This is a genomic window from Shewanella sp. A32 (assembly GCF_029167175.1).
In the GTDB taxonomy this organism is placed as follows: Bacteria; Pseudomonadota; Gammaproteobacteria; order Enterobacterales; family Shewanellaceae; genus Shewanella; species Shewanella yunxiaonensis.
This window is the reverse complement of the sequence record NZ_JARFTS010000010.1, coordinates 14,360-38,684: the sequence shown is the minus strand read 5'-3', so window position 1 is coordinate 38,684 and position 24,325 is coordinate 14,360. Positions and strand designations below refer to the sequence as shown.

24 protein-coding genes are annotated in these 24,325 nt (G+C 46.2%); 15 read left to right on the top strand and 9 right to left on the bottom strand.

Going from position 1 to position 24,325, the window contains the following annotated elements; genetic code table 11:
- Window positions 1–4: 4 nt before the first annotated feature.
- Window positions 5–2,578, top strand: coding sequence for a bifunctional uridylyltransferase/uridylyl-removing protein GlnD (glnD, locus tag PY479_RS09410; RefSeq protein ID WP_275483599.1), 2,574 nt, complete (start codon window positions 5–7; stop codon window positions 2,576–2,578).
- A gap of 15 nt (window positions 2,579–2,593) precedes the next feature.
- Window positions 2,594–3,418 carry a 2,3,4,5-tetrahydropyridine-2,6-dicarboxylate N-succinyltransferase gene (gene dapD / locus PY479_RS09405; protein ID WP_212593939.1) on the top strand — a complete coding sequence of 275 codons (825 nt, stop codon included), beginning with the start codon at window positions 2,594–2,596 and terminating at the stop codon, window positions 3,416–3,418.
- Window positions 3,419–3,488: 70 nt separating this feature from the next.
- Here the strand turns inward: dapD and purU are convergent, their stop codons facing one another.
- The 3 genes from purU to PY479_RS09390 all read right to left on the bottom strand — a co-directional run bounded on the left by purU (window position 3,489) and on the right by PY479_RS09390 (window position 6,342).
- Window positions 3,489–4,325, bottom strand: coding sequence for a formyltetrahydrofolate deformylase (purU, locus tag PY479_RS09400; RefSeq protein WP_212593940.1), 837 nt, complete (start codon window positions 4,323–4,325; stop codon window positions 3,489–3,491).
- 98 nt (window positions 4,326–4,423) lie between these two features.
- Entirely contained in the window at window positions 4,424–5,926 is a 1,503-nt protein-coding gene (locus PY479_RS09395) for a PTS transporter subunit EIIC (RefSeq protein ID WP_275483598.1), read from the bottom strand.
- Window positions 5,872–6,342, bottom strand: coding sequence for a flavodoxin (locus PY479_RS09390; RefSeq protein ID WP_212593942.1), 471 nt, complete (start codon window positions 6,340–6,342; stop codon window positions 5,872–5,874). Before PY479_RS09390 ends, PY479_RS09395 begins: the two co-directional genes overlap by 55 nt.
- A gap of 115 nt (window positions 6,343–6,457) precedes the next feature.
- On the opposite strand from PY479_RS09390, the gene PY479_RS09385 reads away from it, so the two are divergent.
- On the top strand, window positions 6,458–6,625 hold the full coding sequence (locus tag PY479_RS09385; protein ID WP_212593943.1) for a hypothetical protein: 168 nt from the start codon (window positions 6,458–6,460) through the stop codon (window positions 6,623–6,625).
- Between the two features lie 29 nt (window positions 6,626–6,654).
- Here PY479_RS09385 and truC read toward each other — a convergent pair whose 3' ends face one another.
- Together truC and PY479_RS09375 are read right to left on the bottom strand one after the other, a co-directional pair.
- The gene (gene truC, locus PY479_RS09380) at window positions 6,655–7,461 is read right to left on the bottom strand and encodes a tRNA pseudouridine(65) synthase TruC (RefSeq protein WP_275483597.1); all 807 of its coding nucleotides are present in this window, start codon (window positions 7,459–7,461) and stop codon (window positions 6,655–6,657) included.
- Window positions 7,439–7,756 (bottom strand): YqcC family protein, encoded by a 318-nt coding sequence (locus PY479_RS09375; protein ID WP_212593945.1) that lies wholly within the window; start codon window positions 7,754–7,756, stop codon window positions 7,439–7,441. The genes truC and PY479_RS09375 overlap by 23 nt, the downstream gene beginning before the upstream one ends.
- Before the next feature lie 104 nt (window positions 7,757–7,860).
- On the opposite strand from PY479_RS09375, the gene PY479_RS09370 reads away from it, so the two are divergent.
- The 5 genes from PY479_RS09370 to PY479_RS09350 all read left to right on the top strand — a co-directional run bounded on the left by PY479_RS09370 (window position 7,861) and on the right by PY479_RS09350 (window position 11,872).
- Entirely contained in the window at window positions 7,861–8,877 is a 1,017-nt protein-coding gene (locus tag PY479_RS09370; protein WP_275483596.1) for a DUF3549 family protein, read from the top strand.
- Window positions 8,874–9,251, top strand: coding sequence for a DUF3301 domain-containing protein (locus PY479_RS09365; RefSeq protein WP_212593947.1), 378 nt, complete (start codon window positions 8,874–8,876; stop codon window positions 9,249–9,251). The genes PY479_RS09370 and PY479_RS09365 overlap by 4 nt, the downstream gene beginning before the upstream one ends.
- Before the next feature lie 797 nt (window positions 9,252–10,048).
- The gene (locus tag PY479_RS09360; RefSeq protein ID WP_275483595.1) at window positions 10,049–10,279 is read left to right on the top strand and encodes a DUF2789 domain-containing protein; all 231 of its coding nucleotides are present in this window, start codon (window positions 10,049–10,051) and stop codon (window positions 10,277–10,279) included.
- Window positions 10,280–10,757: 478 nt separating this feature from the next.
- Window positions 10,758–11,099 carry a hypothetical protein gene (locus PY479_RS09355; protein ID WP_275483594.1) on the top strand — a complete coding sequence of 114 codons (342 nt, stop codon included), beginning with the start codon at window positions 10,758–10,760 and terminating at the stop codon, window positions 11,097–11,099.
- Window positions 11,099–11,872, top strand: coding sequence for a Zn-ribbon-containing protein (locus PY479_RS09350; RefSeq protein ID WP_212593950.1), 774 nt, complete (start codon window positions 11,099–11,101; stop codon window positions 11,870–11,872). The genes PY479_RS09355 and PY479_RS09350 overlap by 1 nt, the downstream gene beginning before the upstream one ends.
- Before the next feature lie 8 nt (window positions 11,873–11,880).
- Here PY479_RS09350 and syd read toward each other — a convergent pair whose 3' ends face one another.
- Complete coding sequence (gene syd, locus PY479_RS09345) at window positions 11,881–12,528, bottom strand: SecY-interacting protein (RefSeq protein ID WP_275483593.1); 648 nt, start codon at window positions 12,526–12,528, stop codon at window positions 11,881–11,883.
- Window positions 12,529–12,587: 59 nt separating this feature from the next.
- On the opposite strand from syd, the gene queF reads away from it, so the two are divergent.
- Window positions 12,588–13,445 carry an NADPH-dependent 7-cyano-7-deazaguanine reductase QueF gene (queF, locus tag PY479_RS09340; RefSeq protein WP_212593952.1) on the top strand — a complete coding sequence of 286 codons (858 nt, stop codon included), beginning with the start codon at window positions 12,588–12,590 and terminating at the stop codon, window positions 13,443–13,445.
- On the opposite strand, the gene PY479_RS09335 is transcribed toward queF, so the two are convergent.
- Window positions 13,384–14,178 (bottom strand): 4'-phosphopantetheinyl transferase superfamily protein, encoded by a 795-nt coding sequence (locus tag PY479_RS09335; protein ID WP_275483592.1) that lies wholly within the window; start codon window positions 14,176–14,178, stop codon window positions 13,384–13,386. The two genes, queF and PY479_RS09335, sit on opposite strands and share 62 nt — an antisense overlap.
- Before the next feature lie 326 nt (window positions 14,179–14,504).
- On the opposite strand from PY479_RS09335, the gene PY479_RS09330 reads away from it, so the two are divergent.
- Window positions 14,505–15,491 (top strand): DUF4382 domain-containing protein, encoded by a 987-nt coding sequence (locus PY479_RS09330; protein WP_275483591.1) that lies wholly within the window; start codon window positions 14,505–14,507, stop codon window positions 15,489–15,491.
- Window positions 15,492–15,723: 232 nt separating this feature from the next.
- Window positions 15,724–16,212 carry a glutathione peroxidase gene (locus tag PY479_RS09325; protein WP_275483590.1) on the top strand — a complete coding sequence of 163 codons (489 nt, stop codon included), beginning with the start codon at window positions 15,724–15,726 and terminating at the stop codon, window positions 16,210–16,212.
- A gap of 1,194 nt (window positions 16,213–17,406) precedes the next feature.
- Here the strand turns inward: PY479_RS09325 and PY479_RS09320 are convergent.
- On the bottom strand, window positions 17,407–17,925 hold the full coding sequence (locus PY479_RS09320; protein ID WP_212596631.1) for an SCP2 sterol-binding domain-containing protein: 519 nt from the start codon (window positions 17,923–17,925) through the stop codon (window positions 17,407–17,409).
- A gap of 138 nt (window positions 17,926–18,063) precedes the next feature.
- Between PY479_RS09320 and PY479_RS09315 the strand changes: the two genes are divergently transcribed.
- A complete protein-coding gene (locus PY479_RS09315) occupies window positions 18,064–19,065 on the top strand; it encodes a peptidase U32 family protein (protein ID WP_275483589.1) in 1,002 nt (333 codons plus the stop codon).
- A gap of 10 nt (window positions 19,066–19,075) precedes the next feature.
- Window positions 19,076–19,927: a U32 family peptidase gene (locus tag PY479_RS09310; protein WP_275483588.1), complete on the top strand. Its 852-nt coding sequence runs from the start codon at window positions 19,076–19,078 to the stop codon at window positions 19,925–19,927.
- Here PY479_RS09310 and PY479_RS09305 read toward each other — a convergent pair.
- Complete coding sequence (locus tag PY479_RS09305; RefSeq protein ID WP_275483587.1) at window positions 19,924–20,628, bottom strand: DUF998 domain-containing protein; 705 nt, start codon at window positions 20,626–20,628, stop codon at window positions 19,924–19,926. The genes PY479_RS09310 and PY479_RS09305 overlap by 4 nt on opposite strands.
- A gap of 442 nt (window positions 20,629–21,070) precedes the next feature.
- Here PY479_RS09305 and PY479_RS09300 point away from each other — a divergent pair, with 442 nt between their 5' ends.
- Both PY479_RS09300 and PY479_RS09295 read left to right on the top strand, forming a co-directional pair.
- Window positions 21,071–22,441 (top strand): YjiH family protein, encoded by a 1,371-nt coding sequence (locus tag PY479_RS09300; RefSeq protein WP_275483586.1) that lies wholly within the window; start codon window positions 21,071–21,073, stop codon window positions 22,439–22,441.
- Window positions 22,442–22,607: 166 nt separating this feature from the next.
- Complete coding sequence (locus PY479_RS09295; protein ID WP_275483585.1) at window positions 22,608–24,311, top strand: lysophospholipid acyltransferase family protein; 1,704 nt, start codon at window positions 22,608–22,610, stop codon at window positions 24,309–24,311.
- Window positions 24,312–24,325: the final 14 nt, after the last annotated feature.

Here is a 24,325-nt window from a genome sequence, read left to right as displayed (position 1 = left end):
AACAATGGCCACTGCGCAAGCCGTCAAAGCCGCTATTGGCGAGCATTTACAGCATCTGCAACATAGGTTTGCCAACCGCGATAAAATTACTGAACTGGTGGCTGAACGCAGTCGCTTTGTTGACCAACTATTAATTGAACAATGGCATCAGGTGGGGCTCAATGACTCTGGCATCGCGCTCATTGCCGTAGGTGGCTATGGACGAGCGGAACTGCTTCCCCATTCTGACGTCGACCTGCTTTTTCTAATGCCTGACCACGCAGGTGCTGAAGCCGAGGCCCGTCTCAGCGAGTTTATTGCATTTCTATGGGACACCGGCCTGGAAATCGGCCACAGTGTCCGCTCACTGCAGCAGACACTTGAACAAGGTCGTGGCGATATCACGATTGCCACCAATCTGCTGGAAGCACGTCTACTAGCAGGACCAGAAGCCAGCTTCGATCTCTTGTATGACAAAATTCGGGAGCAAGATTTCTGGCCTTCCAGCGAATTTTTTCGCGCCAAAAGAGACGAGCAGCGTTTGCGTCATGCCAAGGCTAACGCCTTTGACCTTGAGCCCAATATCAAAACCTGCCCAGGAGGCCTCAGGGATATTCAAACTATCGCCTGGGTCGCCATTCGGCATTTTAATGCGGCGAATTTACGAGAACTGGTCGACCACCAGTTTTTAGAGCCCAATGAGCTGGAAGAGCTGCTTGAGTGTCAAAACTTCCTGTGGGAACTCAGATTTGCGCTGCATATCGCCATGGGACGTGATGAAAACCGCTTGTTGTTTGACGTGCAAAGACAAGTTGCCGGACTGATGGGGTATGAAGATGCCACACAACTGGCAGTGGAGCAGATGATGAAGCGCTATTACCGGACAGTACGTCGGGTAATGGAGCTAAACGAAATGCTGCTACAACTTTTCAAACGCGCCACTTTGGGGGATGGTCGGGCACTGGAAATTCAGCCGATTGATGAACATTATCAGCGCTGCGGCCCATTCATTGAAGCGCTCGACAATGTGCCATTCCAACATCCAGAAGAGATTGTTAAGCTGTTTCTGTATGTTGCCCGCAATTCCAATATTCTCGGGATCTATGCCCCGACATTACGGGCACTGCGTAACGCAAGGCGTGATTTAGTGCAACCCTTGATGGAACATGAAGAATGCCGCGAAGCTTTTATGGAAATCCTCAAGCATCCTCGTGGCATCAAAGCATTATCGTTAATGCATAAGCACGGTATCTTATCGGCCTATCTACCCGCCTGGCGCAATATTGAAGGACAGATGCAGTTTGACCTGTTTCATGCCTACACCGTTGACGAACACACCCATCGCTTGTTGCTGAATATCGAACATTTTTCACAGCAGGAGCAACGTGACGAATTTCCGTTAGGCTCAATTCTCATCAACCAATTGCCCAAAAAAGGCTTGTTAGTACTCGCCGCGATTTTCCACGATATTGCGAAAGGACGGGGTGGCGATCATAGTAAATTGGGCGCGGTAGACGCGCTGGAGTTTTGCAAGCTACACGGGCTTAACAGTCATGATGGCAGAATGGTTAGCTGGTTGGTGGAAAATCATCTGGTAATGTCCATTACGGCGCAGCGCCGCGATATTTCCGACCCAGAAGTGGTTGCGGAGTTTGCAGATAAAGTGCGTGATGCCTCTCATCTAAGTTATCTCTACTGTCTGACTGTGGCGGATATCTGCGCCACCAACGAACACACCTGGAATAGCTGGAAAGGTTCGCTGCTGCGAGACCTCTATTTCTCCTCACAACGAGTCTTGGCACGCGGCAAAGAAAAACCCGTGGACATCCGCGCTCGGGTTCGTGAACATCAGGCCAAAGCCAGGAAGGAACTGCTGCGCCGGGGCATAAAAGAGAAAGCATTAGAAACCCTTTGGCAACGCTTTAAGGCTGATTATTTCCTGCGTTATCAGCCGAACCAGATTGCCTGGCATGCTGAAGCGATTCTGAAACATCGACAAGATGAACCGCTGGTGCTGGTCTCAAAACACATGACCCGTGGCGGTACCGAACTGTTTATCTATTGTAAAGACCGCCCCAGATTGTTTGCCACGGTGATGGCGGTGCTCGACAATAAAAATATCAACGTACATGATGCAGGCATCATGACCACCAAAGACAATTTCGCCGTTGATAGCTTTGTGATCCTGGAACAAGACGGTACGCCGGTACAAGCGCTATCGCGGATCCAGAGTATCCGTAAGGCGTTAGAAAAAGCCTTATCCGGTGATACAACTAAGATGCCGAAATTCCGCAAAATGGCGCGGATCATGAAGCCATTTAGCGTGCCAACCCAAGTGACATTTCTACCGAGTCAGCGCCACAGCACCAGCATGATGGAGTTGATTGCACTGGACGCGCCGGGACTCCTCGCGAAAATTGGCGATATATTTTACCGCTGCGGCATTACGTTGCAGTCAGCCAAAATCACCACTATCGGTGAACGCGCTGAAGATTTTTTTATTCTGCAAACTACGGATGGTGAGGCGCTGGATAATACCCGCCAGATGCAGCTCAGGGATGTATTAATCAGTACCCTTTCCAATCAACAGACACAGTAAAAGACGGAGTAAATTATGGAGGCGTTACGCCAACGTATTGAGGTGGCTTTTGAAGCCCGCGCACAGATCAGCCCGGCAACCGTAGACGCGAGTCTGCGTGCCGATGTCGAAAAAGTGATCGATATGCTGGATCGCGGTGAAGTCCGAGTTGCCGAGAAAATCGATGGTGAATGGCATGTGCATCAATGGCTTAAAAAGGCTGTATTACTGTCATTCCGCATTTTTGACAATGGCGTAATCGACGGAAATGAAACCAAATATTTTGATAAGGTGCCAATGAAGTTTGCTGGCTACGATGATGCCCGTTTCCGCGCTGAAGGCATTCGCGTAGTGCCACCAGCCGCCGCCCGTAAAGGCTCATTCATTGCAAAAAATACCGTGTTGATGCCATCCTACGTTAACCTTGGAGCCTATGTTGACGAAGGCACTATGGTTGATACTTGGGCGACAGTTGGTTCTTGTGCACAGATTGGTAAAAATGTGCATCTTTCCGGTGGCGTCGGCATCGGTGGGGTATTAGAACCACTGCAAGCTGGCCCAACCATCATTGAAGACAACTGCTTTATCGGCGCCCGCTCTGAAATTGTGGAAGGCGTCGTGGTTGAAGAAGGCTCGGTCATTTCCATGGGCGTCTTTATTGGCCAAAGCACCAAGATTTATGACCGTGAAACCGGTGAAATCCATTATGGTCGAGTGCCTGCCGGCTCTGTGGTTGTTTCTGGGAGTCTGCCTTCAAAATGTGGCAAGTACAGTTTGTATGCGGCCATTATTGTGAAAAAGGTCGATGCTAAAACCCGCGGCAAAGTGGGCATCAACGAACTTTTACGCATTGTGGACTAAGCCTCAGCCCTTAATTAACAAACCCGCCATCAGGCGGGTTTGTATTATCTGGCGAACCAACAACTCAGCATTATTTAAACACTAGCGTTTTGTTGCCATTAACGACAACCTGATTATTCACCACCAACGCTAACGCACGGCTCAGCACACTCTTTTCCACATCGCGTCCGGCCTTTGCCATATCTTCTGCACTATAGTTGTGATCAACCGGAATCACGTCCTGTTTAATAATCGGCCCCTCATCAAGACTGTCATTCACAAAATGTGCCGTGGCACCGATGATTTTTACTCCGCGTTCCCATGCCTGACGATAGGGGTTAGCCCCAATGAATGCAGGCAGGAATGAATGATGGATATTAATGATCCGATTCGGGTATTGTTTGACAAATCCCGGGGTCAGGACGCGCATAAATTTCGCCAATACTACGTAATCGGGCTGATATGGCGAGATCTGATGCAATAACGCCTGTTCGTGTTCTTCACGGGTTAAGCCCTCGTGAGATACAAAATGAAAAGGTACATCAAACTTACCTGCTAACGATGCCAGCGTTTCATAATTGCCAATCACCGCGGCTATCTCGACATCGAGCGCACCGTAATAAGCCTTCATGAGTAAGTCACCCAGGCAGTGCGCCTCTTTAGTCACTAACACAACTACACGTTTACGACCGGCATCAATTAACCGCATCTGATTTTTCTGCGGTAAAACTTCCTGAAGATCGGCTAACAACTGCTCCTCATGGAATTCACCTTCTAACTCGGTGCGCATAAAAAAACGTTGTTGCAGATTATCAACAAACTCACTGTTTTTTATGATATTTAATTGATGCTTAAAACATACACTGGTGATCTTGGCAATGAGGCCACGCTCATCGGCGCAGTCCGTCATTAGAATTTTACGCTGCATTTCCTTCCCCAAATAACATCTGGACTGCAGAATATGCCATAGCAAACGTAAAAATACCCAATAAATCCTAATAAAATTTAGATATAACTATAAAAAATTTAACTAATACCACTATCAAGGTGTTGTTGCATTATTCGGCGCATGGCTTCGGCTTTTGTACCAAACACGACTTGTACGCCCTGCCCCATCACAATCACCCCCTTGGCTCCCAGCGCCAACAATTGCGATTTATCCACTCGCAAAGGGTCAACGACATTAAGGCGTAACCGCGTCATACAAGCCCCAAGAGTATGGATATTGGCAGCGCCACCAAGGGCATGGATTATCAAGCAAGCGGTATCAGCTGACTCACCACTACCGGGAGTGAACATGCTTTTATGCAGCTCATCAGGCTCCATTCTACCCGGCGTTTTCAGATTAAAAATCACAATCGCGGTACTGAAGATCGTGTAATAAAGCACTGCGGTTAGCGGGCCGAGAATAAGAAACCATCCCGCATTGGAGGCATTATGCCACATCAGCACTAAATCCAGAGCCCCCTGAGAAAAGCTGACGCCATAGTGAATGTTCAATAACACACATATCAGATAAGCCAAGCCACAGAGCAAAGCGTGCAGCAGATATAACACCGGTGCGACAAACAAAAAAGCAAACTCTATCGGTTCGGTTACTCCAGTAAACCAGCTTGTTGCCGCCGCTGAAAGCATAATCCCTGCGACCCGGTTACGTTCGGTTTTGTCAGCACAGCGCCACATGGCAAAAGCAGCAGCGGGCAATCCCCACATTTTGATCAGATATCCCCCGGCGAGATTACCGGCCTGCGGATCCCCAGCCAGGTAACGCGCAATCTCCCCGCGGACGATTTCCCCATTGGCAGAATATTGTCCAAATTCCAGAAAAAACGGCGCGTTCCAAATATGATGCAATCCCAGCGGCAACAACAGGCGTTCTACCGTGCCATAGAGTGCAAATGCCCATTGTGGTTTCTGATACACCGCCCAGTCAGAAAAAAGCTGAATATAATGCGCTAATGGCGGCCACAGATACGAAAATACCCAAGCCATGAGTAACGCCAGCGGTAACATTAATAGCGGGCCACTGCGGCGACCTTCAAAAAAAGAGAGAACTGACGGCAGTTTAACAAAGCGGCTAAGGTATACCGCCAAGCAAGTTAATCCGCCCAGTACCATGCCACCAGCAATACCAGTATCCAGCGTATTAATACCTAAGATCATGTTTCCCGGGAGATGTTTATCTGAAACAAGCACGCCAAGTCCCGCAGTAAATACTCCGTAACCAAATACAGCGCTAATAGCGGCGGCACCTTGTTCCCGACAAAAACCCACCGCAATCGCCACGGCGAACAGCAGCGGCATCATTGCAAAGATGAAATTACCGACGTTTGATAATAGCTCGAAGAGTAACGGCGGCATTGCTGTGGACAATGATCCCGCCAATCCAATCATCAATCCTGCGGCGGGGAGAATAGCAATAGGTGTCAGCAATGCCTGACTGAGATTCTGGGCGAACTTAAACCAATGTTTATTCAGCCAATTTGCTGACTGACTGAGTCTGCCAGTGGTAGCCACTTTTTCAGCCATTGAAGTGCCTCAGTTTCGGGTTCCATCGTTTCACACGCATCAATATCTAAGCGCTCACCAACACGTTTAGCCCCAAGTTCACTTAACAACGCATCTATCTGTTTGCCACCACCACAAAAGGTGTCGTAACTGGAATCACCCAGCCCAATGACAGCGTAATGCAACTCCGGTAGATAGGGTGCACGATCCTTCATCATAATGAACCAGGGTGCGATATTGTCCGGGAGATCACCATCACCGGTTGTTGACGTCACCACTAATAGCAGCTCATCTTCGGGCGGCACAAAATCCGACAAATGCTCAGGCTGCCATAATTGCACTTGGCAACCCGCATCGTTAAGCGCAGTGTCCAATGTTTCCGCAACATATTGTGCACTTCCATAAACTGATCCGAACACTATGTTGATTTTTTTCATGCTATACTTCGCGACCGGGAATATTTCTTGTCCCAAAATACTTTATCGACTGCCCCGCCTGCAACTAGACCAAAGCAGTCGACTTCACATATCTAGGTCAGAAAGGAACGCAGTAATGCGACAGAGCAGCCGCCAGAAACTGATTAAACAACATCAGCGTATTACCCACACACGCAAAATTTGTTATTTCCAGGCGATTCGCCAACAAGATCAGCACCACCACCACTTCACATTGGATGCTTATATGCCCTTATTGGACATGATGCAGCAACGTAACAAATAGTTTTTCAAGCACCTGTAACTAATAGTTTTTCAAGCACCTGTAACTAATAGGGCGTCTGAGGTCGACAACTCACTCGCCCCCCATCCTAGAGCAGTGAAAACCTGTTCCCATTCTGGCTCCGGTTCAGTCACAATGGTGAGTGGCTCACCAGATACTGGATGTGTCACTGAGAGCTTTTGCGCCAGCAACCATAAACGATTGATGCCGGTATATTCGCGAAAAAAGCGATTTTGTTTACCATCGCCATGAGCGGTGTCACCGATAATCGGATGACGCAGATGATCCATGTGGCGCCGCAACTGGTGTTTGCGTCCAGTCAGAGGCTGTAGCCGTAATAACGCAAACCGCGAGGTTTGATAACGTCCTGAAGGCACCGGAATTTCCGCATTCAACAGTGGCTCGAAGCGGGTAATGGCGGATTGGGCTTCCCGTTCCTGATTGGCCATTTTATCAGCAACCTCATCCAGTTCCTCTTTGAGCGGATAGTCCAATAAGCCACCGTCGAACACATTCCCGCGCACTAACGCCAGATAGTATTTGCTGACTTGGCGCGCCTCGAATTGCATACAAATCTGATGCGCAATCTGGCTACTTTTAGCGAACAATAATACGCCGGAGGTGGGGCGGTCCAGCCGATGCACCGGGAAAACATGACATCCCACTAAATCACGCGTCATCTGCATCGCAAAATAACGCTCGCGCCGAGCCAGATAGGTTTTATGTACCAGCAATCCGGCAGGTTTGTGGATGGCGACTAAATACTCATCCTCGTAAAGGATGTTAATTTGCGGCGCTTCACTCAACGCTGTTTCTTCATTTTCCACCGAGCAACTCATCCAGCCTCTCCAGTACAACGATTAAATCACGGGTTTCCTGCTTTTGTGCCCAGACATATTGCGCCATTGGGGCAATAGCGATTTTGGAAGGTAACGGCTGCTGACTACTGATTAATTGATGCATTTTGGGCAAAAAAATAAACTGTAGCCAATGTTCCAGCGGCAAGGTGTCACAAGCAAAAGGGGCCGTGCTAGCGAGCGCAATAGCAGCAGGTTTGGTCGCACTCCACATTGCCAGTCGCTTAAGCTCATTTTCGATAGCGTGCAAATGTAATAGTGTCTGCTGATAAAGCATATTGCGCTCATTAGATAGTCTGCAATTAATTGGTGCTTATCATACCATCCTGCAGTAGTTATCCCTATAATGCGCGGCAATCTTAACCGCAGACTGAAACCGCTATGCACACAATCTCTACCTTTGGTGAATTACTAAATGCCGCCACCAGCCAGTATCTGATTTATGACATGGGCCGCAGGGTGCAGTCTATAGATGTTATGGCTTTTCGACAGATTGAGGCATTAACTGCACCATATCCCTACCCTATTCAGGGGCATGCGTGTTTTGCATTAGTGTTTTGGGAACGACCGACCGCCCCCTTTATTTGGTTTTTGAAGTTGCCATTGGATGAGCAGGGACTGTTAAATCCCGCTGGACGCAGTCAGTTTATTGAAATGTTGCTTGAAGCTATGGGAACAGACCTTAAAAAGGAACTGACAGAAGCGCAGCAACAACAACTTGCAAGTCACCCTTTCAGCTTTCGGCCATCGCAGGAAAAATTAGCGTTATTCAATGCACTGGTGCGGCGTCAACTTGGTCAACCAGCATCCGCACAATATGAATATGCCTGTCAGTATCTTTCTGGCAATGATGCAGCGCAACATTGGCAAGCCGTTGGCTTACAGGGACTCGCGGATGTCTGCGCTCGCGCAGAGCAACTCGAACATCCGAAATTATTGGCAGAAGCCCTAGGATCATCGGCAGTTGAAGTCCGTATTGCACTCTGCCAACTGTTGGAACACGTTACAATATCTAAAGAATTGGCCGCAAAAATTAGTGCTTATCTTCCCAACCAAGAAGCGACAGTGCAGTCCTATTATTTGAGGGCTTTGGCATCTCAGCCTGATAGTTGTGCGACTGCGATTGAAACATCAGTCAAGGAGGAAGCATGGTTGAGCCGGGATATGTTGTTAGCCATTGCTGCCCGTTGCTGGATGGTCTTAAAACAAGAGCAATGCCGCAAAATCTTTCTGGAGTCATTGGCAAGGCAACCGCTGGACTTCTTTATTACAATCTTTGCTGATATTGTGGCGATTCCCGCGATACGCACGGTGTTATTAGGTGAATTGCGAAATCCGGAGCGTAGTGTGCAACTCAGTACCGCAATTGGCGGACTCTTCAGGAACACGCAAAGATGATGACTGATTTTTTAATGATGGCAGGCCTGGTAGTGATCGCCGCTTTCTTTTGGCAACTGCGGCAAATGGCAGAAATTTGCCGCCAATTTGCGGAACGCGAGGTTAAGCGTCAACGAGTACAACTACTCTCAGTAGCCATGAACTCTGCACGTCCCTGCCTAGGCGCGGGATTGGGCTGGAAAGCTAATTTCCAATTTGAATTCAGCACCGATGGGATTAACCAATATAAAGGTCACATTCTGATGATCGGCAAGCGTATCCAGAAAATTGAATGGCCGATTTTTCCAGAACCAGAATGGGAACAAGCACCTACCAGTCGGGGCAAAGTCAGTGGTGGCTGTGGTGGTGGATGTCGCTCCGGCGGATGCCATTAATTAATTAATCAATCGATCTGACCAAGCAGCAACGCTATCGATTAGTGCGATTAAAAAAGAAAAGGCGCGACTCATTGAGCCGCGCCTTTCTGTTACATTGCTAAGCCGTCCCGCTATGCAATTGCTTCCCTGCTCCATCCCTGCGAATGAGATGCGTCCTTTGCTCCGTAACCTTCCTGGTGAGTCCCTGTATCCTCGTACCAGTCCCTTAACACCGATAGTTCCGTTTATCGGTCTATGCCCAGTCCTTAAGCGTGTCCAACATCATCCTTGAGCATCCAGCAGTAACGTCCTGTGCTTTGTCCTGATGATGATTTCATCCCGAAATCACTTTCTACATCCATGTTGATCCGACTTCATGTCAGCATACTTTCCTTGTATCATCCCTGAACCGCTTCCCTCCAGCTTACTATCATCCTGATAGTATCCATTAAGTACCGTTCCGTGGACGAGATAAATATTACTCTAAAGAGGTATAAAAACGGCGTAGGCATATTTTTTTATTCGTCCCCCCCACAATTATCTAGTCCGCAAAAAAACACTAATATACTGAATTTAATTAATATTATTTTAAATGAGTGGATATTTCAGCGAGAAAATTTCTTAAATGTCTCACATGTTTGTAAGACATATCTCACAAGCTTATGAGCAGAAGTGGAAAGCTATATATAATAAGCACCATATCGATGGTATCAAGCACCCGCTATATCAGCTGAAATAGCAGATTCTTTCTGGCAAAAAGTGGCATCGTGCTATTGCTGATATACTTTGAATATCAGCAATAGCGGAGAACAGTTATGGACACTAGCCACAATAATATGGCCGCGCTATTTCAACAGCTAGGTCTTGAAAGCAGTAACAGCGCCATCCAAGATTTCTTTCAGCGCCACTATCTTCCCAAGGAAGTGAACCTCGTGGATGCGCCTTTCTGGACGCCAGCGCAAAAGGCCTTTCTGAAAGAATCGCTTGATGCCGATGCCCAATGGGTTGAAGTGATTGATCATCTCGATACATCTCTTCGACGCTAATAACAACTGTTGGTCAGCACCACTCTCATCAGCGTAATGACGCCTGTTGATTAACCACCACAGGCGCCCATGTATCGTAATTGCTATTGATTGACGGAGGCTCAACAGGTCGTCAATCCGACTGATAAATCTCACTAACAACAACTTCCCATGCCAGGTTGCATTTACTGCTAGCGATCCTCGGTTTGAAGCGCATGAATCATAATGGATTTAACAGTAAGATTTTCTTCAAACGGTGACTATTCCAGTCTTCATCATTACTGACATTGACCACGCGATTCCTAAGCCCTAAGCTTGCAGTTCCCATGACGGGTAACGATGGGTAATCCATTAACTTTCTGAACTCAGGAAAATATTGCACCATAAAAGTCGGGAAGATGAGCAAATTTCACATACTTCAACATATTGATTTTCAGATGCGTTAAAGCTAATCAGCACTGTTCTTGAGGTACAGCCAATCAATGAGGTTTTCGCCACTATGTCACTTGAGTTATCACAGATAATTGCCGCCGCAGTAACCCTCAGCCGCAAAGGTCAAACCCCGACACTCGCGCTGTTAAAAGCTAAAGTTGGTGGGAAGGTCCCGATGCCTTTATTGGTCGCGGGATTGCAGCGATTTAAAGCGATGACAGACGAGGAAATTGACCGAGTGGCAACTAGCATTACACCAACATCGATCACGGCTGAGGGAACGGAAACCGCCCCCGCAGAAACACAACTAAATGACATACAATTACAAATAGCTCAGCTTACCGATTACTGTCACCGCTTAGAACAACGTATAACACAACTAGAAAATCATCAGTTGGAGCAAGATTAATGTTTGTCACAGAGCTTCGGTTTGACTGCTACGCTGACACAACAGTATCTTTGGCAGAAAAAGCGATTAACAATCTGTTAGAAGCCTGGCGGGCAAATGGCCAAGTCATGGGGAGAGAATTTGCGGTCGCATTGCATGAGGGTTCCTTTAGGGTTCGGCTCTTGTTGCCCGAAACACAAAGTCTTGCTAACCGCTTTAATAGTCCTTGGGCCAAGCAAGCGTTACATGCGCTCGCTGATGCAAAATTATTGGCTCCGCGCGAAAAATTATTGGGACAGGATATCAATTCTGAAATAAGTTGTGAGGAAAGCCCCTCCTGGCAACTTTTATATACCAGTTATGTTCATATGTGCTCGCCACTGCGAAGTGGAGACTCACTTCTGCCAATTCCGCTGTATCGCATTCCGGCAACCTTTAATGGCGATCATAAACAGCTGATCCGCTGGCAAACGGAGTGGCAAGCATGTGATGAATTACAGATGGCGTCTGCCACAGCGGCAGAATTTGCCGCATTACATGAACTCAGTGACACCTCAAGTGACCTCTTTCGCCGAGGTTGGGATTTGCGCGGCAGAATAGAGTACCTGACAAAAATTCCTACTTATTACTATCTCTATCGTGTTGGTGGAGAGAGCCGAAAGGCAGAAACGCAACGCGGCTGCCCACGATGCGGCAGCAAAGATTGGCGTCAAGCAGAGCCCATTCTTGACTTGTTTCACTTCAAATGTGACCACTGCAGAATCGTTTCCAATCTTTCTTGGGACTTTCAATAACCCGGTATTTAGCGCTTGGGAAACAAGTTAAGCCACATGCGTTTAAGACTGGCGAATATACCTGGATGGACTGACGCGCTAGTAGAGTCATCAAGTTCCTGATAACGCACGGCGTCTGTCACTCGTGGTGATAACATTCGTAAAAAATCAGCAAGATTGTCAGCCAGTCGCTCGTATGGTGCCTCACCTGGTCGCTCAGCCCAAACTGAACCATCGTTATTGTCCACTGTCAGCATCTCTTCATGTTGCTCAAGTATTCCAATGAACCACGTTGGCGACTGACGCAGCCTTTTTTTCATCATCAGGTGCCCAATCAGATTCTCCTGCAAGTAGCCGAAGTCCTTATCATTCCATACTTGCAGTAACTCACCGCTGCCAAAAGGTGAATCAAATTTCAGTGGCCCCGCAAAAAAATGGCCATAAAACTGTTCGATATCAGGATGCAAGTTAATCGACAGCGCCTCCCCCACATTGGCAAATGAAGCGGTTGATTGTCGGTGTATGGCTTGCCATTGAACCGGATCGTCATGTTCCCAGTCTAACACACATTCTGATGGTTCACCGCCTGCATAAAAACGTGGGAATTCGCCTAATGCAGATTGGTAACATTGTTGGTATTGGGCAAAAAATTGCTCTAGAGCCTCGGCACAAGACACTTATGAACGCTCACAAATCGAGTATAATGACTTCATATTTTGGCACGAATTCACCATTGATGACACAGAATCAAACCCCATACGAAAACGCGGAAGCCCTGGCTAAGTTGACTCTAGGCAAAACCACTCGTTACCGCGATACCTATGCACCAGAATTGTTACAGGCAGTGCCAAGGCAATTAAATCGTGATGCCATTGCATTGTCTGCCCCAATGCCCTTTCACGGCGCCGATATCTGGACCGCATACGAGCTGTCCTGGCTGAACACTAAAGGAAAGCCAATGGTGGCCATGGCAGAAGTCCATCTGGATGCTGAAAGTAAGAATCTGGTGGAGTCAAAGTCATTCAAACTTTATCTCAACAGTTTTAACCAGACCAAAGTTGAATCTGTAGAACAACTGCAACAGATGCTGACACAAGACTTGTCTCGCTGTGCAGATGGAAACGTAGCGGTAAAGGTGATTGAGCCAAAACAATTTTCGGGACAACGTATTACAGAACTTCCAGGGATCTGTATTGATGATATTGATATCGATGTTGTGGAGTACAGTTTCAATCCTGACTGGTTGCGCAATAGCACTGACAGCAAACAGATCGTTGCTGAAACCCTGAATTCTAACTTGTTAAAATCTAACTGTCTTATCACCTCTCAACCTGACTGGGGTAGCGTGATGATCCGGTATCAGGGGCCCAAGATCGATCGGGAAAAGTTACTGCATTACTTGATCTCATTCCGTCAACATAATGAGTTTCATGAACAATGTGTCGAGCGCATATTTACAGATCTCAAGCGTTATTGTCAGTGCAGTAAATTGACGGTATATGCACGTTATACCCGTCGAGGTGGATTGGATATCAACCCTTTTCGCAGCGACTTTGAACATCTGCCAGAAAGCAATCGCCTGGCACGGCAATAACATCGGACAAGTTCCCAGCTTGTAGATACCAAGTATCGGGTGAATCCTGACACACCCGATAGAGGTTGAGCGAGTCGCCATTAGCCGAAGAAAATGGCGATTCGCTACCGACGGCTAACGCCAAAGATGTGTCACCCACTGCGCCATGTAAAAAACACCAGCTGAAGTGTTGTGCAAATCCGTCACCAGACACTGAGTTTAAAGAAAAATTAGCGAGTGGCTGCGATGAATTCAGATCAAAACTAAAGGTATTTAACCCTTGAGATAGCCCTTGGCCAGTGGCTTTGACATAAGCTTCCTTCATTACCCAAAGACGATAAAACGCAGCGGTATAATCCTCTTTTGATAGCGCCATTAACTGTGCTTGTTCTGCCGCTGAAAAATAATGCTCAGCGATCGAACGAATATTGCGACTGCGCTTAATTTGTTCAACATCAACACCGACACAGCTAGATGTTGTCGCCTGTTCCAACACCGCAATCACCAACCAATCGCGGCTATGACTCAAATTAAACTGCAATTGACTATGCGCTTGTTGAATATCAATCAGTGTGGGCTTTCCGTGGGCTCCCGTCTGGAATCGCCAATCATCCGGAGAAAAGTCTTGATGAAGCGACAGACAATAGCGCAACAGTTGCTGATTTAGCCGTCGACGCGACGTTGGAGATGCCGCTTCAGACGGTGCCTGTATGTATGAACTTTTATAACGATGACAATAGAGACGGATAATCATAGTCTGGTGTCTTATAAAAATTTCGCCTTAAAAGTAACACCATTTTTGAAGGTGAAACGGCAGTCGGCAAGCGACCTTTTGGGATAGTGTATCACATCGCAACAGATCGCTTTTGCCACGCTGATTGTTGAAAGCAGGCACGACAGTTTCGCGATTGACTATACTCATCTATTAATCCACCGATATCTGCTCCAACGGGTGCACGCGCTTTTTCCAGTCTCATCGTCATTCAGGGATTGTTAAGCCAACACCGCATATTGTGTAAACAAAATTAAAGTTTTTGTAACCCAATGTTTGGAACTCACAAGATTGAAAGGGAGTAATCGATGAAACACAGCAAATTATTTTATCTCACACCAGTAGTTGCCTCTATGATGCTGGTAGCTTGTGGCGGCAGCGATACCACTGACCCTACTAAAAATATGGCGAAAGTGTCCTTTTCCGTTTCTGATGCACCAGTGGATAGCGCCCAAAAGGTCGTCATTGCCTTTGATCAAATTGAATTGGTGAAAAGCGGTCAGGACAACATTGTATTAGACGTTTCTGGCCCGAACGGCGAAAGCTACCGTCAACTCGACTTAATGCAATATCAAGGCACTGACAGTGCCATGATCATCACGGACCAGCCGATTCCAACTGGGACCTACGACAACCTGATCCTGCATATCCTAGATGAATCTACCGGTTCAGATCTGAGCTATGTTGTAGATGACAACGGACAGATCCCGCTTAAACAACCCAGCCAAAAATTACAACTTGGCGGGTTCACAGTCGGCCAGGACAGTGTCCAGAGCTTTACCATTGAGTTTGATTTACGCCAATCCTTGGTAGAAAACAGTAATGGGGCTCGATATAACCTCAAGCCTCACGGCGTAAAAATCCTTAACAATGCCGCTGTTGCTGCCGTATATGGCAATGTTGACATCAACCTCTTCGGTGCTAACGGGTGTAACGCCGATACCGGCAACTTTGTATATGTTTACCCTGGTCATAGCTTGGACAGCAGTAAACTTGCTGACAATTACGACCCGGATACCAATACCGCTACGCTGCCAGAGGGGATTATTGAACCATATGCCTCCGCTGGTGTGACCTGGGATTCTGGAAACTACGGAAGTTACTCGTTTGGATACCTGCCTACCGGTGACTATACTGTTGCCTTTACCTGCAGCGCTGAAAATGACGAGCCGTCCCAATATGATGGTATTGTCATTCCTAATCCAACTGAGCAATTGCATGAAATATCAGTGGTCGCCGGTCAGGATGTACAGCAGGATTTCAATGCAGTAGTCGCACCAACAACCGCACAATAATACTACCGGGACAAAGCGGTTAAGCGCTTTGTCCCGCTTTTGATATCTGCCTAACGCAAATTCAGCAACTGAGTACCCGCGCCCCCCGGGCTTCCCCATTTCCGCTTTATCGTTTTCCGGTCTAAAGCGACATCATTCAAGCTGACCTTACAGAATAAATGGCAGAAAATTAAGTTGTGTACAATTTTTATTTCAACCTATACTGCCATCAGAAAAACCATTGGAGAAGCATATGAGCAGCTCGATATATGATATTGATGTTATTGATACTCAAGGAAATAAAAGCAATCTCGCCTCATATAAAAATAAAGTCATGTTAATTGTAAACACTGCTAGCAAATGTGGTTTTACGCCTCAATATCAGGGCCTAGAGGAACTATACCAAGAGTTTAAAGATAACGGGTTGGTGGTTTTAGGATTTCCTTGTAATCAGTTTGGCGCACAGGAGCCGGGCAATGAACAAGAGATTGCTAGATTCTGTGAGCTCAACTATGGCGTCAGTTTTCCGCTGTTCGCAAAAATCGACGTCAATGGTGCTAATGCTCATCCCTTGTATCAATTTTTGAAAAAACAGGCGCCTGGCGTTTTCGGTTCTTCAGCAATCAAATGGAACTTCACTAAATTTTTAGTAAATCGCCAAGGAAATGTAGTTGACCGGTTTGCACCGACAACCAAGCCAGATGCATTGAAAAAGCAACTATCTGAATTATTGAAGTTATAATTTTCTGTTGAAATTTTTATGGAATGTTGGAACCTTTTATTCCCTGAATACTCCAATGAAATGAGCAGAGATTTTTTGTTCATCATTCTCCCTAGCGGGGCTTCTAGCGCAGCCCCATTGATCCGGATGGATCAGAAGGCAGTCATCATGTGACTGCCTTTTTTTATGGCATGTCGAGATTATTTTCATCATCAGGGAACTGACAGATTTATTATATGTCTTACGTATTAGGGCCGATGAGCTCGGTTTTCCCTTTTAACTGAGCGTCCCGTTATCGGTTTCTACTCCTTGTAAATTCCTTCTTTTCGGCAACTGGATAGTTGCCGTTTTTTTATTTAGGGCTTTTAAAAATATTTTGCGTTCCCTGGGAACTAATGAATGTAGGTCTAGTCTGATTAAGCAAGACATGGTCTTGTGTTTCATCATCTCCCTTTTGACAAATACTGTGCTAGTCCACAGCATGTTTGTCCTGCTATAAAGTATTAATATTCCGGCAACCTTTGGGTTGCCGCTTTTTTTATAAATCCTAAAAAATTTCGTCCTTCATGGGAACTAAAGACTGCAAGCTTAGTCTGATTAAGTAAGACTTGGTCTTGTGTTTCATCATCTCCCTTTTTGACAGACACGGCTCTAGCGCACTGTGATTTTGTCACTTTACATGATTCATTCCGGCAACCTTGGGGTTGCCATTTTTTTGTCACGCTAACGCGCTCAATAACGGCCGTTTCGATTAAATCACTTCGACACAACTTTATGATTTCTTAATGGCGTTAAACAGATTTAAAATTCTCAACTAAAAATTAAACCATTTTTGAACTATTTCGAAGACGCCCAGTCATATCTTATGAAACGGATTTTCGTGTTCATCATTAACTCCCTTGGAGAGCACATCGTTCTAGCGCACTGTGTGCTTTCAAATAATTCTCTGGCAACCTTTGGTTGCCATTTTTTTTTGTCAGAACGCACATAAAGTTGACTAATTAACAATAGCGGTTCATTTATGTTACAGATGAAAATCCTAATAAATGTTATTTGATAAAATTTATTAGATTTTAAGGAACTGTTTTGAACAACAGTAGTCTGAAAGGACGATAGGTTTTGATTTTCATCATATCCTCCCTTTTGAAATAGCGCGATTTTTCAGAATGTGTGTCTGAAAATACTAAGCGACCCCCATGGGTCGCTCTTTTTTTTTTAGGCCGGTTGCACCTGTGTGATAGAGGTTTGCTGTAGCCACAGCAATGATTTTGCCAGCTTATCCAGAAGAGTTCGCACTGATGACGGAAATTGTTGTAAGTCAATCGCCAGCAACATATTTTTGACCTCGAGCCCTAACTCTGTATCACCTTCAATACACAGTCTTCGTTGAAAAAATAGAGTATCGGGATCTTCCTTACCAGCAGCGACAAGCAATAAATCGCCACTGTTCGCACTAAACGTCACAGCAGGCGAGCTAACTGGTCTTACTGTAAATCTGTGCTCAAAGCTAACTTCAAAAGATAACTGAAGATCAGCAACAGATACGGCTACCCAATGACCCTGTAAAAATTCCAGTTCATCGGCGGCAATCTGCTCAGATAACAGGTGTTGCAGCAATTGTTCTATCACTTTTGCTTTCGCAGCAAAAGGGATCATCACCAGTGGTTTTGCGGCGATTTTAGGCACTACAACCAACAACTCCTTGGCCATGCGAGACATCAACTCGTTAGGCATTGTTTTATTCTCCATTAAAGGCTACCGGCTTGGCATTTTAGCCACTATTTATGATCTCAAACCTGTTTTACATCAATTCTTAACAGATCAAACCTCGATAAACTTGCCCCTTTGTATCCATAGGGAGCACTTTTCGACATGGAACTTCTGTGTCCCGCTGGGAACCTGGCCTCACTGAAGGCGGCACTGAATGCTGGCGCTGATGCGGTGTACTTGGGATTGAAAGATGACACCAACGCCCGTTCCTTTGCTGGATTAAACTTTACGCCGCAAAGACTGCAGGAAGCAGCAACATTAGTTAAACGCAGCAAACGTAAGTTTTATCTGACCATAAATACATTCCCGCAACCGGGGCAAGAACAACGTTGGCATCAAGCCGTAGACTTGGCTGTGAATAGCGGTGCTGATGGCCTGATCATGGCCGATATTTCGTTATTAGACTATGCCCACAGCCACTACCCAGAAATACCCTTGCACCTGTCTGTGCAGGCCAGTGTTACCAATCTGGCAGGGTTGGATTTCTATCAAAAGCAATTCAATATCCAACGTGCCGTGTTACCCAGAGTGTTATCTATTAAACAAGTCAAAGACCTCGCCAAAGTCAGTCCGGTTGATCTCGAAGTGTTTGCTTTCGGCAGTCTCTGTATCATGGCCGAAGGGCGCTGCCAACTGTCGTCATATGTCACAGGCGAATCACCCAATAGCGGCGGTTCATGTTCGCCAGCTCGCTATGTCCGATGGCAGGAACAAGGTGATAATCGCTTGACCCGTCTTAATGAGGTGTTAATCGACCGTTCAGGCATTGATGAACAGATGGGCTATCCAGTGGTCTGCAAAGGTCGGTATTTGGCAGAAGATGCTGGAACCGCACAATTTTTACTGGAATCCCCCACCAGCTTAAGTACTTTGGAATTGATCCCTGAATTAGCTGCTGCCGGAATAGTGTCGTTAAAAATAGAAGGACGGCAACGCAGTCCGGCCTATGTCGAACAAGTGACGCGGGTATGGCGCGATGCTATCGATAGCTATTTGGCAGCACCTGCACAATTCCAAAGCAAAAAAGAATGGTTGTCCGCACTGGCCAAGGTGTCTGAAGGACAAACCACTACGCTCGGTGCATACGAACGAAGCTGGCAATAGGAATCAACAGATGAATATATCTTTGGGACCATTGATGTACTGCTGGTCCAAATCTGATGTTTTTACTTTTTACGATGATGTGGCCAATAGCCCTATCCCACTGGTCTATCTTGGTGAAACAGTGTGCAGTCGGCGGCGCCAGGTCAAATGGGCTGACTATGTTGCACTGGCAAAAATGCTCCAGTCCACCGGTAAGCAAGTTGTGCTATCCACACTGGCACTTATCGAAACCGCATCTGAACAAACGGAACTCAGGAAGCAACTAGAAAACGGTGATTTCGCCATAGAAGCAAACGATATGGCGGCGGTCGCGATGGCCAATGAATTAGGAATACCTTTTATCTGCGGACCCACCATCAACAACTACAACCGAGCAACACTAGATAAAATGGCTGAATGGGGGATGCAACGATTTGTCATGCCAGTCGATCTTTCCTGTGACTGGTTAAAGGCGGTGTTAACACCTTTAGCAAATTTTGAAGCGGAAGTGATTGGCTATGGTCATTTGCCTTTGGCGCACTCTGCACGTTGTTTCACCGCGCGGCTGAAAGGACTGGCAAAGGATGGATGTGGTATTGCCTGTGAACAATACCCACAAGGTGTGCTGGCGCAAACCCAAGAACATCAGCCGTTACTGCGACTAAACGGGATACAGACGCAGTCTGCCGCCTGTTGTGACTTACGTCAGCAAATACCGGTGATGGAGGCTATAGGCGTTTCGTGGTTCCGAGTGTCACCGGTAAATCAGCAATCTATTACCATGGCGACAGAATTAACCCGCGGCGAGTTCCCAGATACTATTGCTGCAAATGCTTGCAATGGGTATTGGCACAACAACGCGGGAATGGAAAGGGTTATTTAATCAGAGGGTTGCTTTAAATTGTGGAAGCATTCAAGCAGTAACGTAGCAAGCCATAATATAAAGCAACCCAAACTCAACCATTGCAAAACAGCTGGCCACCACAAATGTGGGCGAGTGATTTCTAACACCATTTCTTGATAGAAGGGTCGATTGCCATCGGTAAAATCCAATTCAAATAATGGTAAAAATAGGAATACGGCGAAACTGATACAGCTAAGTAATGCCGTTACCCATCCCCAACGCAGATGATTTCCAGCCAATGAAACCGCCTGATTCACCATAAACATCAATGTGGTAGCACACCCAAAAATAAAAAACCACTTCAACATGAACACATGAAGGTGATAGACATTGACCGGAAACAACCCAATGCCCGCTAAGGCCATACAGGTAACGGCTAACCCCAAATAACTCAATACACCAGTGATGGTTTGTGATAACTGCAAAGAATAGAGGCTAAACAGCACTAAGCTTAAGCTGCCAAAAAACAGGCCACCATTTAACGCCACAGCAAACGGAGAATGGCCATAATTACCCAATTCACTCATGGTGTGGTTGGTAAGTCTAAAACTGTCATCTGCCAGTGCACTGTACCCGGCAACCGACAGGATCACGCCCAGCAATAATCCGAGGAGTCCGAGAATCCCGAACCCCAGCGCCAATCTATTCAATCGCTGCTTTTTTCCGATCATTACTGTCATCCCCAAGACGCTCTGGTGTGCACCACAAATGTTACAGTGACTTACCACCAATCACGCATAATTTTACCGGATAGCATCTAACAAAGGTACATTGTTACAAGTTGATGCGCCACTTGGCAAAGTAACAATTCGCCTCGATAGTTGCGCAGATGATGGACGCCCCGCATTTACGACAGAAATGGTTGAAAACTTTTTTAATTACATATAGCTACTTCCGCACTGGAATAATGTAACCGTTAATGTCCAAGCATCATGGTGTCATGTGGGAATTCTTGCAAAAACGCTTAGCCACTTGAATATATTCTCACGGTTGACCACATAAGTACTCGCCCCGGTACAGACAAATTTACAAGGTTCGCCCGAGGCGGTAATCTTGTGACTTTCATGCAAGGATTTTTGCATAGTAATGCGCGGCCGATAGGCCAACACTCAAATAATAACAATGGGCCTAAACGTGACCGAACCTCGTAACCATAATATAAAAACCATCCTCACTTTTATTATTCCTTCCCTGATCGGTGTTTTATTGTTTATGACACCCGTCAGTTTTAACGATGCCATCACCATTCCCGTTGCCATTCTCGCCAAAGGCTTACAACATTTACTGAATGATTATCTCACCACCATCATTTTAGTTGTTGCCCTGTTTATGGCATCGGCAACATTGCTGGTCAAAATTTTTCGCCCCAAGGCTGTTAGGACACATCACTTTCTCAATGCATTGTTCAATATCAGTCCATTCTGGCTTCTAGTAAGGGTAACTGGTGCAACATTCGTCACCCTGACTTATTTTGGGATCGGTCCGGAGGCAATCCGTTCTGCGGATACGGGCGGTTTAGTCATGAACGATTTACTTCCCGTATTGTTCTGCGTGTTTTTCTTTGCAGGTTTGTTATTACCGCTGCTACTGAACTTTGGCTTATTGGAGTTGTTTGGCACCTTGTTGACCACTGTCATGCGGCCAGTATTTAATCTGCCAGGAAGAAGTGCCATCGACTGTATGGCATCATGGTTGGGGGATGGCAGCGTCGGCATTCTGCTGACAAGCAAACAGTATGAAGACAATTTTTATACCCAACGGGAAGCCGCCATTATTGGGACAACCTTCTCAGCGGTCTCCATCACCTTCAGCTTGGTGGTAATTACGCAGGTTGGCTTGGAAGCAAAGTTTATTCCCTTTTATCTAACGGTATGCCTCGCTGGGGTGGTAGCAGCAATTGTGGTTCCTCGATTACCACCACTATGTTGGAAAAAAGATAACTATCTCAATGGCACTCCGCGCAAAAAAGACGATGAAGCCGTACCAGAAGGTCATCATGCATTGTCTTGGGGGATTCATTTAGCGTTAAATAAAGCGGCACACACCGGTGGCATAGGCAAGATCCTGGAAGAAGGCAGCAAAAACGTTATCGACATGATTTTTGGCATTATCCCCGTGGTGATGGCCATTGGCACGATTGCGCTGATGATTGCCGAATACACCCCCGTTTTTGATTATCTTGGGATGCCATTTATTCCATTACTCGAATTGTTGCACATTCCAGAAGCCGCTGAAGCGTCTAAAACCATTGTTGTGGGTTTTGCCGACATGTTTATTCCTTCAATTCTTGCCAGTAATGGAATTCACGCGGAGATTACCCGCTTTATCATTGCGGCACTATCAGTCACTCAGCTTATCTATATGAGCGAAGTCGGGGCACTGCTTATCGGCAGCAAGATACCTGTTAACGCCTGGGAGTTATTCGTTATCTTTTTACTACGTACACTCGTTACCCTTCCGGTTATTGCTGGAATGTCTCACTTGTTCTTCTAATTTTTAGTGCGCGAAGGGTGATGTTTTATCATCGCCCTTAGTCACTGTCATAAGACTGCCATCCAGCCTTCATCTACCGGTCAATTTTCTAACTTATCTTCTGCCTGGATCTGCCCTACATCTGTATCGCTTTGGCGAGACATAATTAACAGTTCAGGACTCCATCATGATTTTTACCGTCGACAAAGTCATCGAAGATAACCTGCCACAACTCAACAATAAGCCATGGCTCGTCAAACCCACCAAAGCAATGCTGCGCTACCTGTTAAATGAACAACAGTGCAATGAAATAGCGTCTCAGTTTAGTCACTTAAAAGGGATAGACTTTGTTGAGCGGGTCCTTCAAACCTTTAATATCAGCTACACAGTACCAGATAATCAGCTCGAAAATGTGCCACCACAAGGGCGTGTAGTTATCTTTGCTAATCATCCTATTGGCTCGTTGGATGCGCTGGTTTTAATAAAACTGTTAAATGAAATCAGAAGCGATTTGAAAGTGGTTGCCAATGAAATGCTGATGACCTTGGAACCCTTACACAATCTGTTGTTACCAGTAAAAAATATGACGGGTGGCACGCCGCGCCAATATCTGGAAAAGATCCAAGAGCATTTACGCAATGATGGCGCAGTTTTAATCTTTCCTTCAGGTGAGGTCTCTCGTTTACGGCCTAATGGTGTAAGAGATACACGCTGGCATAGTGGCTTTTTACGGATGGCTATTAGTTGTGATGCGCCGTTGTTACCCATGTTTGTTGATGCGCGCAACTCTCCAACTTTTTATGGGGCGTCGATGTTGTACAAACCTTTGGCTACCTTACTGTTAGTCAAAGAGATGTTTAAACAGGCCAACAACAATCTGCCGGTACGGATCGGCGAGCTCATCCCGGCTGACGCGGTAAACGGAAATGATTTCCCGATTAAAACTAAAGTCAGCCTGCTGAAAAATCATTTATACCGCATTGGTAAAAATCGTGTTGGTTTATTCAGAACCCAGAGAGCGATTGCTCACCCAGAAAACCGTTTAGCGCTTTATAAAGCGCTAGCGGAATGCGAACTTCTAGGGGAAACGCAAGATAATAAGCAGATCTATCTTTACCGCCACCAAAGCAGTAATCCCATCATGCGAGAAATTGGTCGGCTCAGAGAAATGGCTTTCAGAGCTGTAGGAGAAGGCACTGGCGAGCGTCGTGACACTGATCAATATGACCCACATTACTTACATTTGGTGTTATGGGACCAAGCGGAGATGGAGGTGGTTGGTGCTTATCGTTTTGCCAGCGCACAGACATTACATGAGGCAGGTCAAACACTATATAGTGAATCGTTATTTCATTATCAACCAGCGTTCACTCAGTATTTCCAGCACGGTCTGGAATTAGGGCGTAGTTTTGTCCAGCCGAAATACTGGGGCAAACGCAGCCTGGATTATCTCTGGTACGGTATTGGCGCGTTTCTGGCCAAGAACCCGCAATATCGTTATCTGTTTGGCCCAGTCACTATCAGTAATCAGTTACCGGCACCGGCTAAAGAAATGCTGGTCCACTTTTACCTGTCCCAGTTCCCATCAACACTACTAGCAGAATCACTCCATCCTTACTCAATATCCACCATACGACAACAGGAACTGGATGCTTGTTACCAAGGGCTGGGGTACGAACAGGCGTTTAAACATCTCAAACAGACGCTTGCCAGTATGGGCACTGCAGTACCAACACTCTACAAACAATACGGTGAACTGTGTCAGCCACAGGGGGTGAAATTCCTGGCTTTTGGTATTGATGCTGATTTTGCAGACTGTATCAATGGGCTGGTGCTGGTCGATATAGAAAAATTAAAAGAGAAAAAACGCTTACGTTACATTGGTTCGTAGTAAGTGTAATGCCG

What these genes read in the sequence shown, in the direction of transcription:
- PY479_RS09360 (WP_275483595.1), top strand. Translation starts at nt 10,049, where the DNA reads ATGGACACTAGCCACAATAATATGGCCGCGCTATTTCAACAGCTAGGT.
- PY479_RS09335 (WP_275483592.1), bottom strand. Translation starts at nt 14,178, where the DNA reads ATGATTATCCGTCTCTATTGTCATCGTTATAAAAGTTCATACATACAG.
- queF (WP_212593952.1), top strand. Translation starts at nt 12,588, where the DNA reads ATGACACAGAATCAAACCCCATACGAAAACGCGGAAGCCCTGGCTAAG.
- PY479_RS09315 (WP_275483589.1), top strand. Translation starts at nt 18,064, where the DNA reads ATGGAACTTCTGTGTCCCGCTGGGAACCTGGCCTCACTGAAGGCGGCA.
- PY479_RS09365 (WP_212593947.1), top strand. Translation starts at nt 8,874, where the DNA reads ATGATGACTGATTTTTTAATGATGGCAGGCCTGGTAGTGATCGCCGCT.
- PY479_RS09325 (WP_275483590.1), top strand. Translation starts at nt 15,724, where the DNA reads ATGAGCAGCTCGATATATGATATTGATGTTATTGATACTCAAGGAAAT.
- PY479_RS09350 (WP_212593950.1), top strand. Translation starts at nt 11,099, where the DNA reads ATGTTTGTCACAGAGCTTCGGTTTGACTGCTACGCTGACACAACAGTA.
- PY479_RS09330 (WP_275483591.1), top strand. Translation starts at nt 14,505, where the DNA reads ATGAAACACAGCAAATTATTTTATCTCACACCAGTAGTTGCCTCTATG.
- PY479_RS09305 (WP_275483587.1), bottom strand. Translation starts at nt 20,628, where the DNA reads ATGACAGTAATGATCGGAAAAAAGCAGCGATTGAATAGATTGGCGCTG.
- PY479_RS09395 (WP_275483598.1), bottom strand. Translation starts at nt 5,926, where the DNA reads ATGGCTGAAAAAGTGGCTACCACTGGCAGACTCAGTCAGTCAGCAAAT.
- truC (WP_275483597.1), bottom strand. Translation starts at nt 7,461, where the DNA reads ATGAGTTGCTCGGTGGAAAATGAAGAAACAGCGTTGAGTGAAGCGCCG.
- purU (WP_212593940.1), bottom strand. Translation starts at nt 4,325, where the DNA reads ATGCAGCGTAAAATTCTAATGACGGACTGCGCCGATGAGCGTGGCCTC.
- PY479_RS09355 (WP_275483594.1), top strand. Translation starts at nt 10,758, where the DNA reads ATGTCACTTGAGTTATCACAGATAATTGCCGCCGCAGTAACCCTCAGC.
- PY479_RS09385 (WP_212593943.1), top strand. Translation starts at nt 6,458, where the DNA reads ATGCGACAGAGCAGCCGCCAGAAACTGATTAAACAACATCAGCGTATT.
- glnD (WP_275483599.1), top strand. Translation starts at nt 5, where the DNA reads ATGGCCACTGCGCAAGCCGTCAAAGCCGCTATTGGCGAGCATTTACAG.
- PY479_RS09295 (WP_275483585.1), top strand. Translation starts at nt 22,608, where the DNA reads ATGATTTTTACCGTCGACAAAGTCATCGAAGATAACCTGCCACAACTC.
- PY479_RS09390 (WP_212593942.1), bottom strand. Translation starts at nt 6,342, where the DNA reads ATGAAAAAAATCAACATAGTGTTCGGATCAGTTTATGGAAGTGCACAA.
- PY479_RS09370 (WP_275483596.1), top strand. Translation starts at nt 7,861, where the DNA reads ATGCACACAATCTCTACCTTTGGTGAATTACTAAATGCCGCCACCAGC.
- dapD (WP_212593939.1), top strand. Translation starts at nt 2,594, where the DNA reads ATGGAGGCGTTACGCCAACGTATTGAGGTGGCTTTTGAAGCCCGCGCA.
- PY479_RS09320 (WP_212596631.1), bottom strand. Translation starts at nt 17,925, where the DNA reads ATGCCTAACGAGTTGATGTCTCGCATGGCCAAGGAGTTGTTGGTTGTA.
- PY479_RS09375 (WP_212593945.1), bottom strand. Translation starts at nt 7,756, where the DNA reads ATGCTTTATCAGCAGACACTATTACATTTGCACGCTATCGAAAATGAG.
- PY479_RS09300 (WP_275483586.1), top strand. Translation starts at nt 21,071, where the DNA reads ATGGGCCTAAACGTGACCGAACCTCGTAACCATAATATAAAAACCATC.
- PY479_RS09310 (WP_275483588.1), top strand. Translation starts at nt 19,076, where the DNA reads ATGAATATATCTTTGGGACCATTGATGTACTGCTGGTCCAAATCTGAT.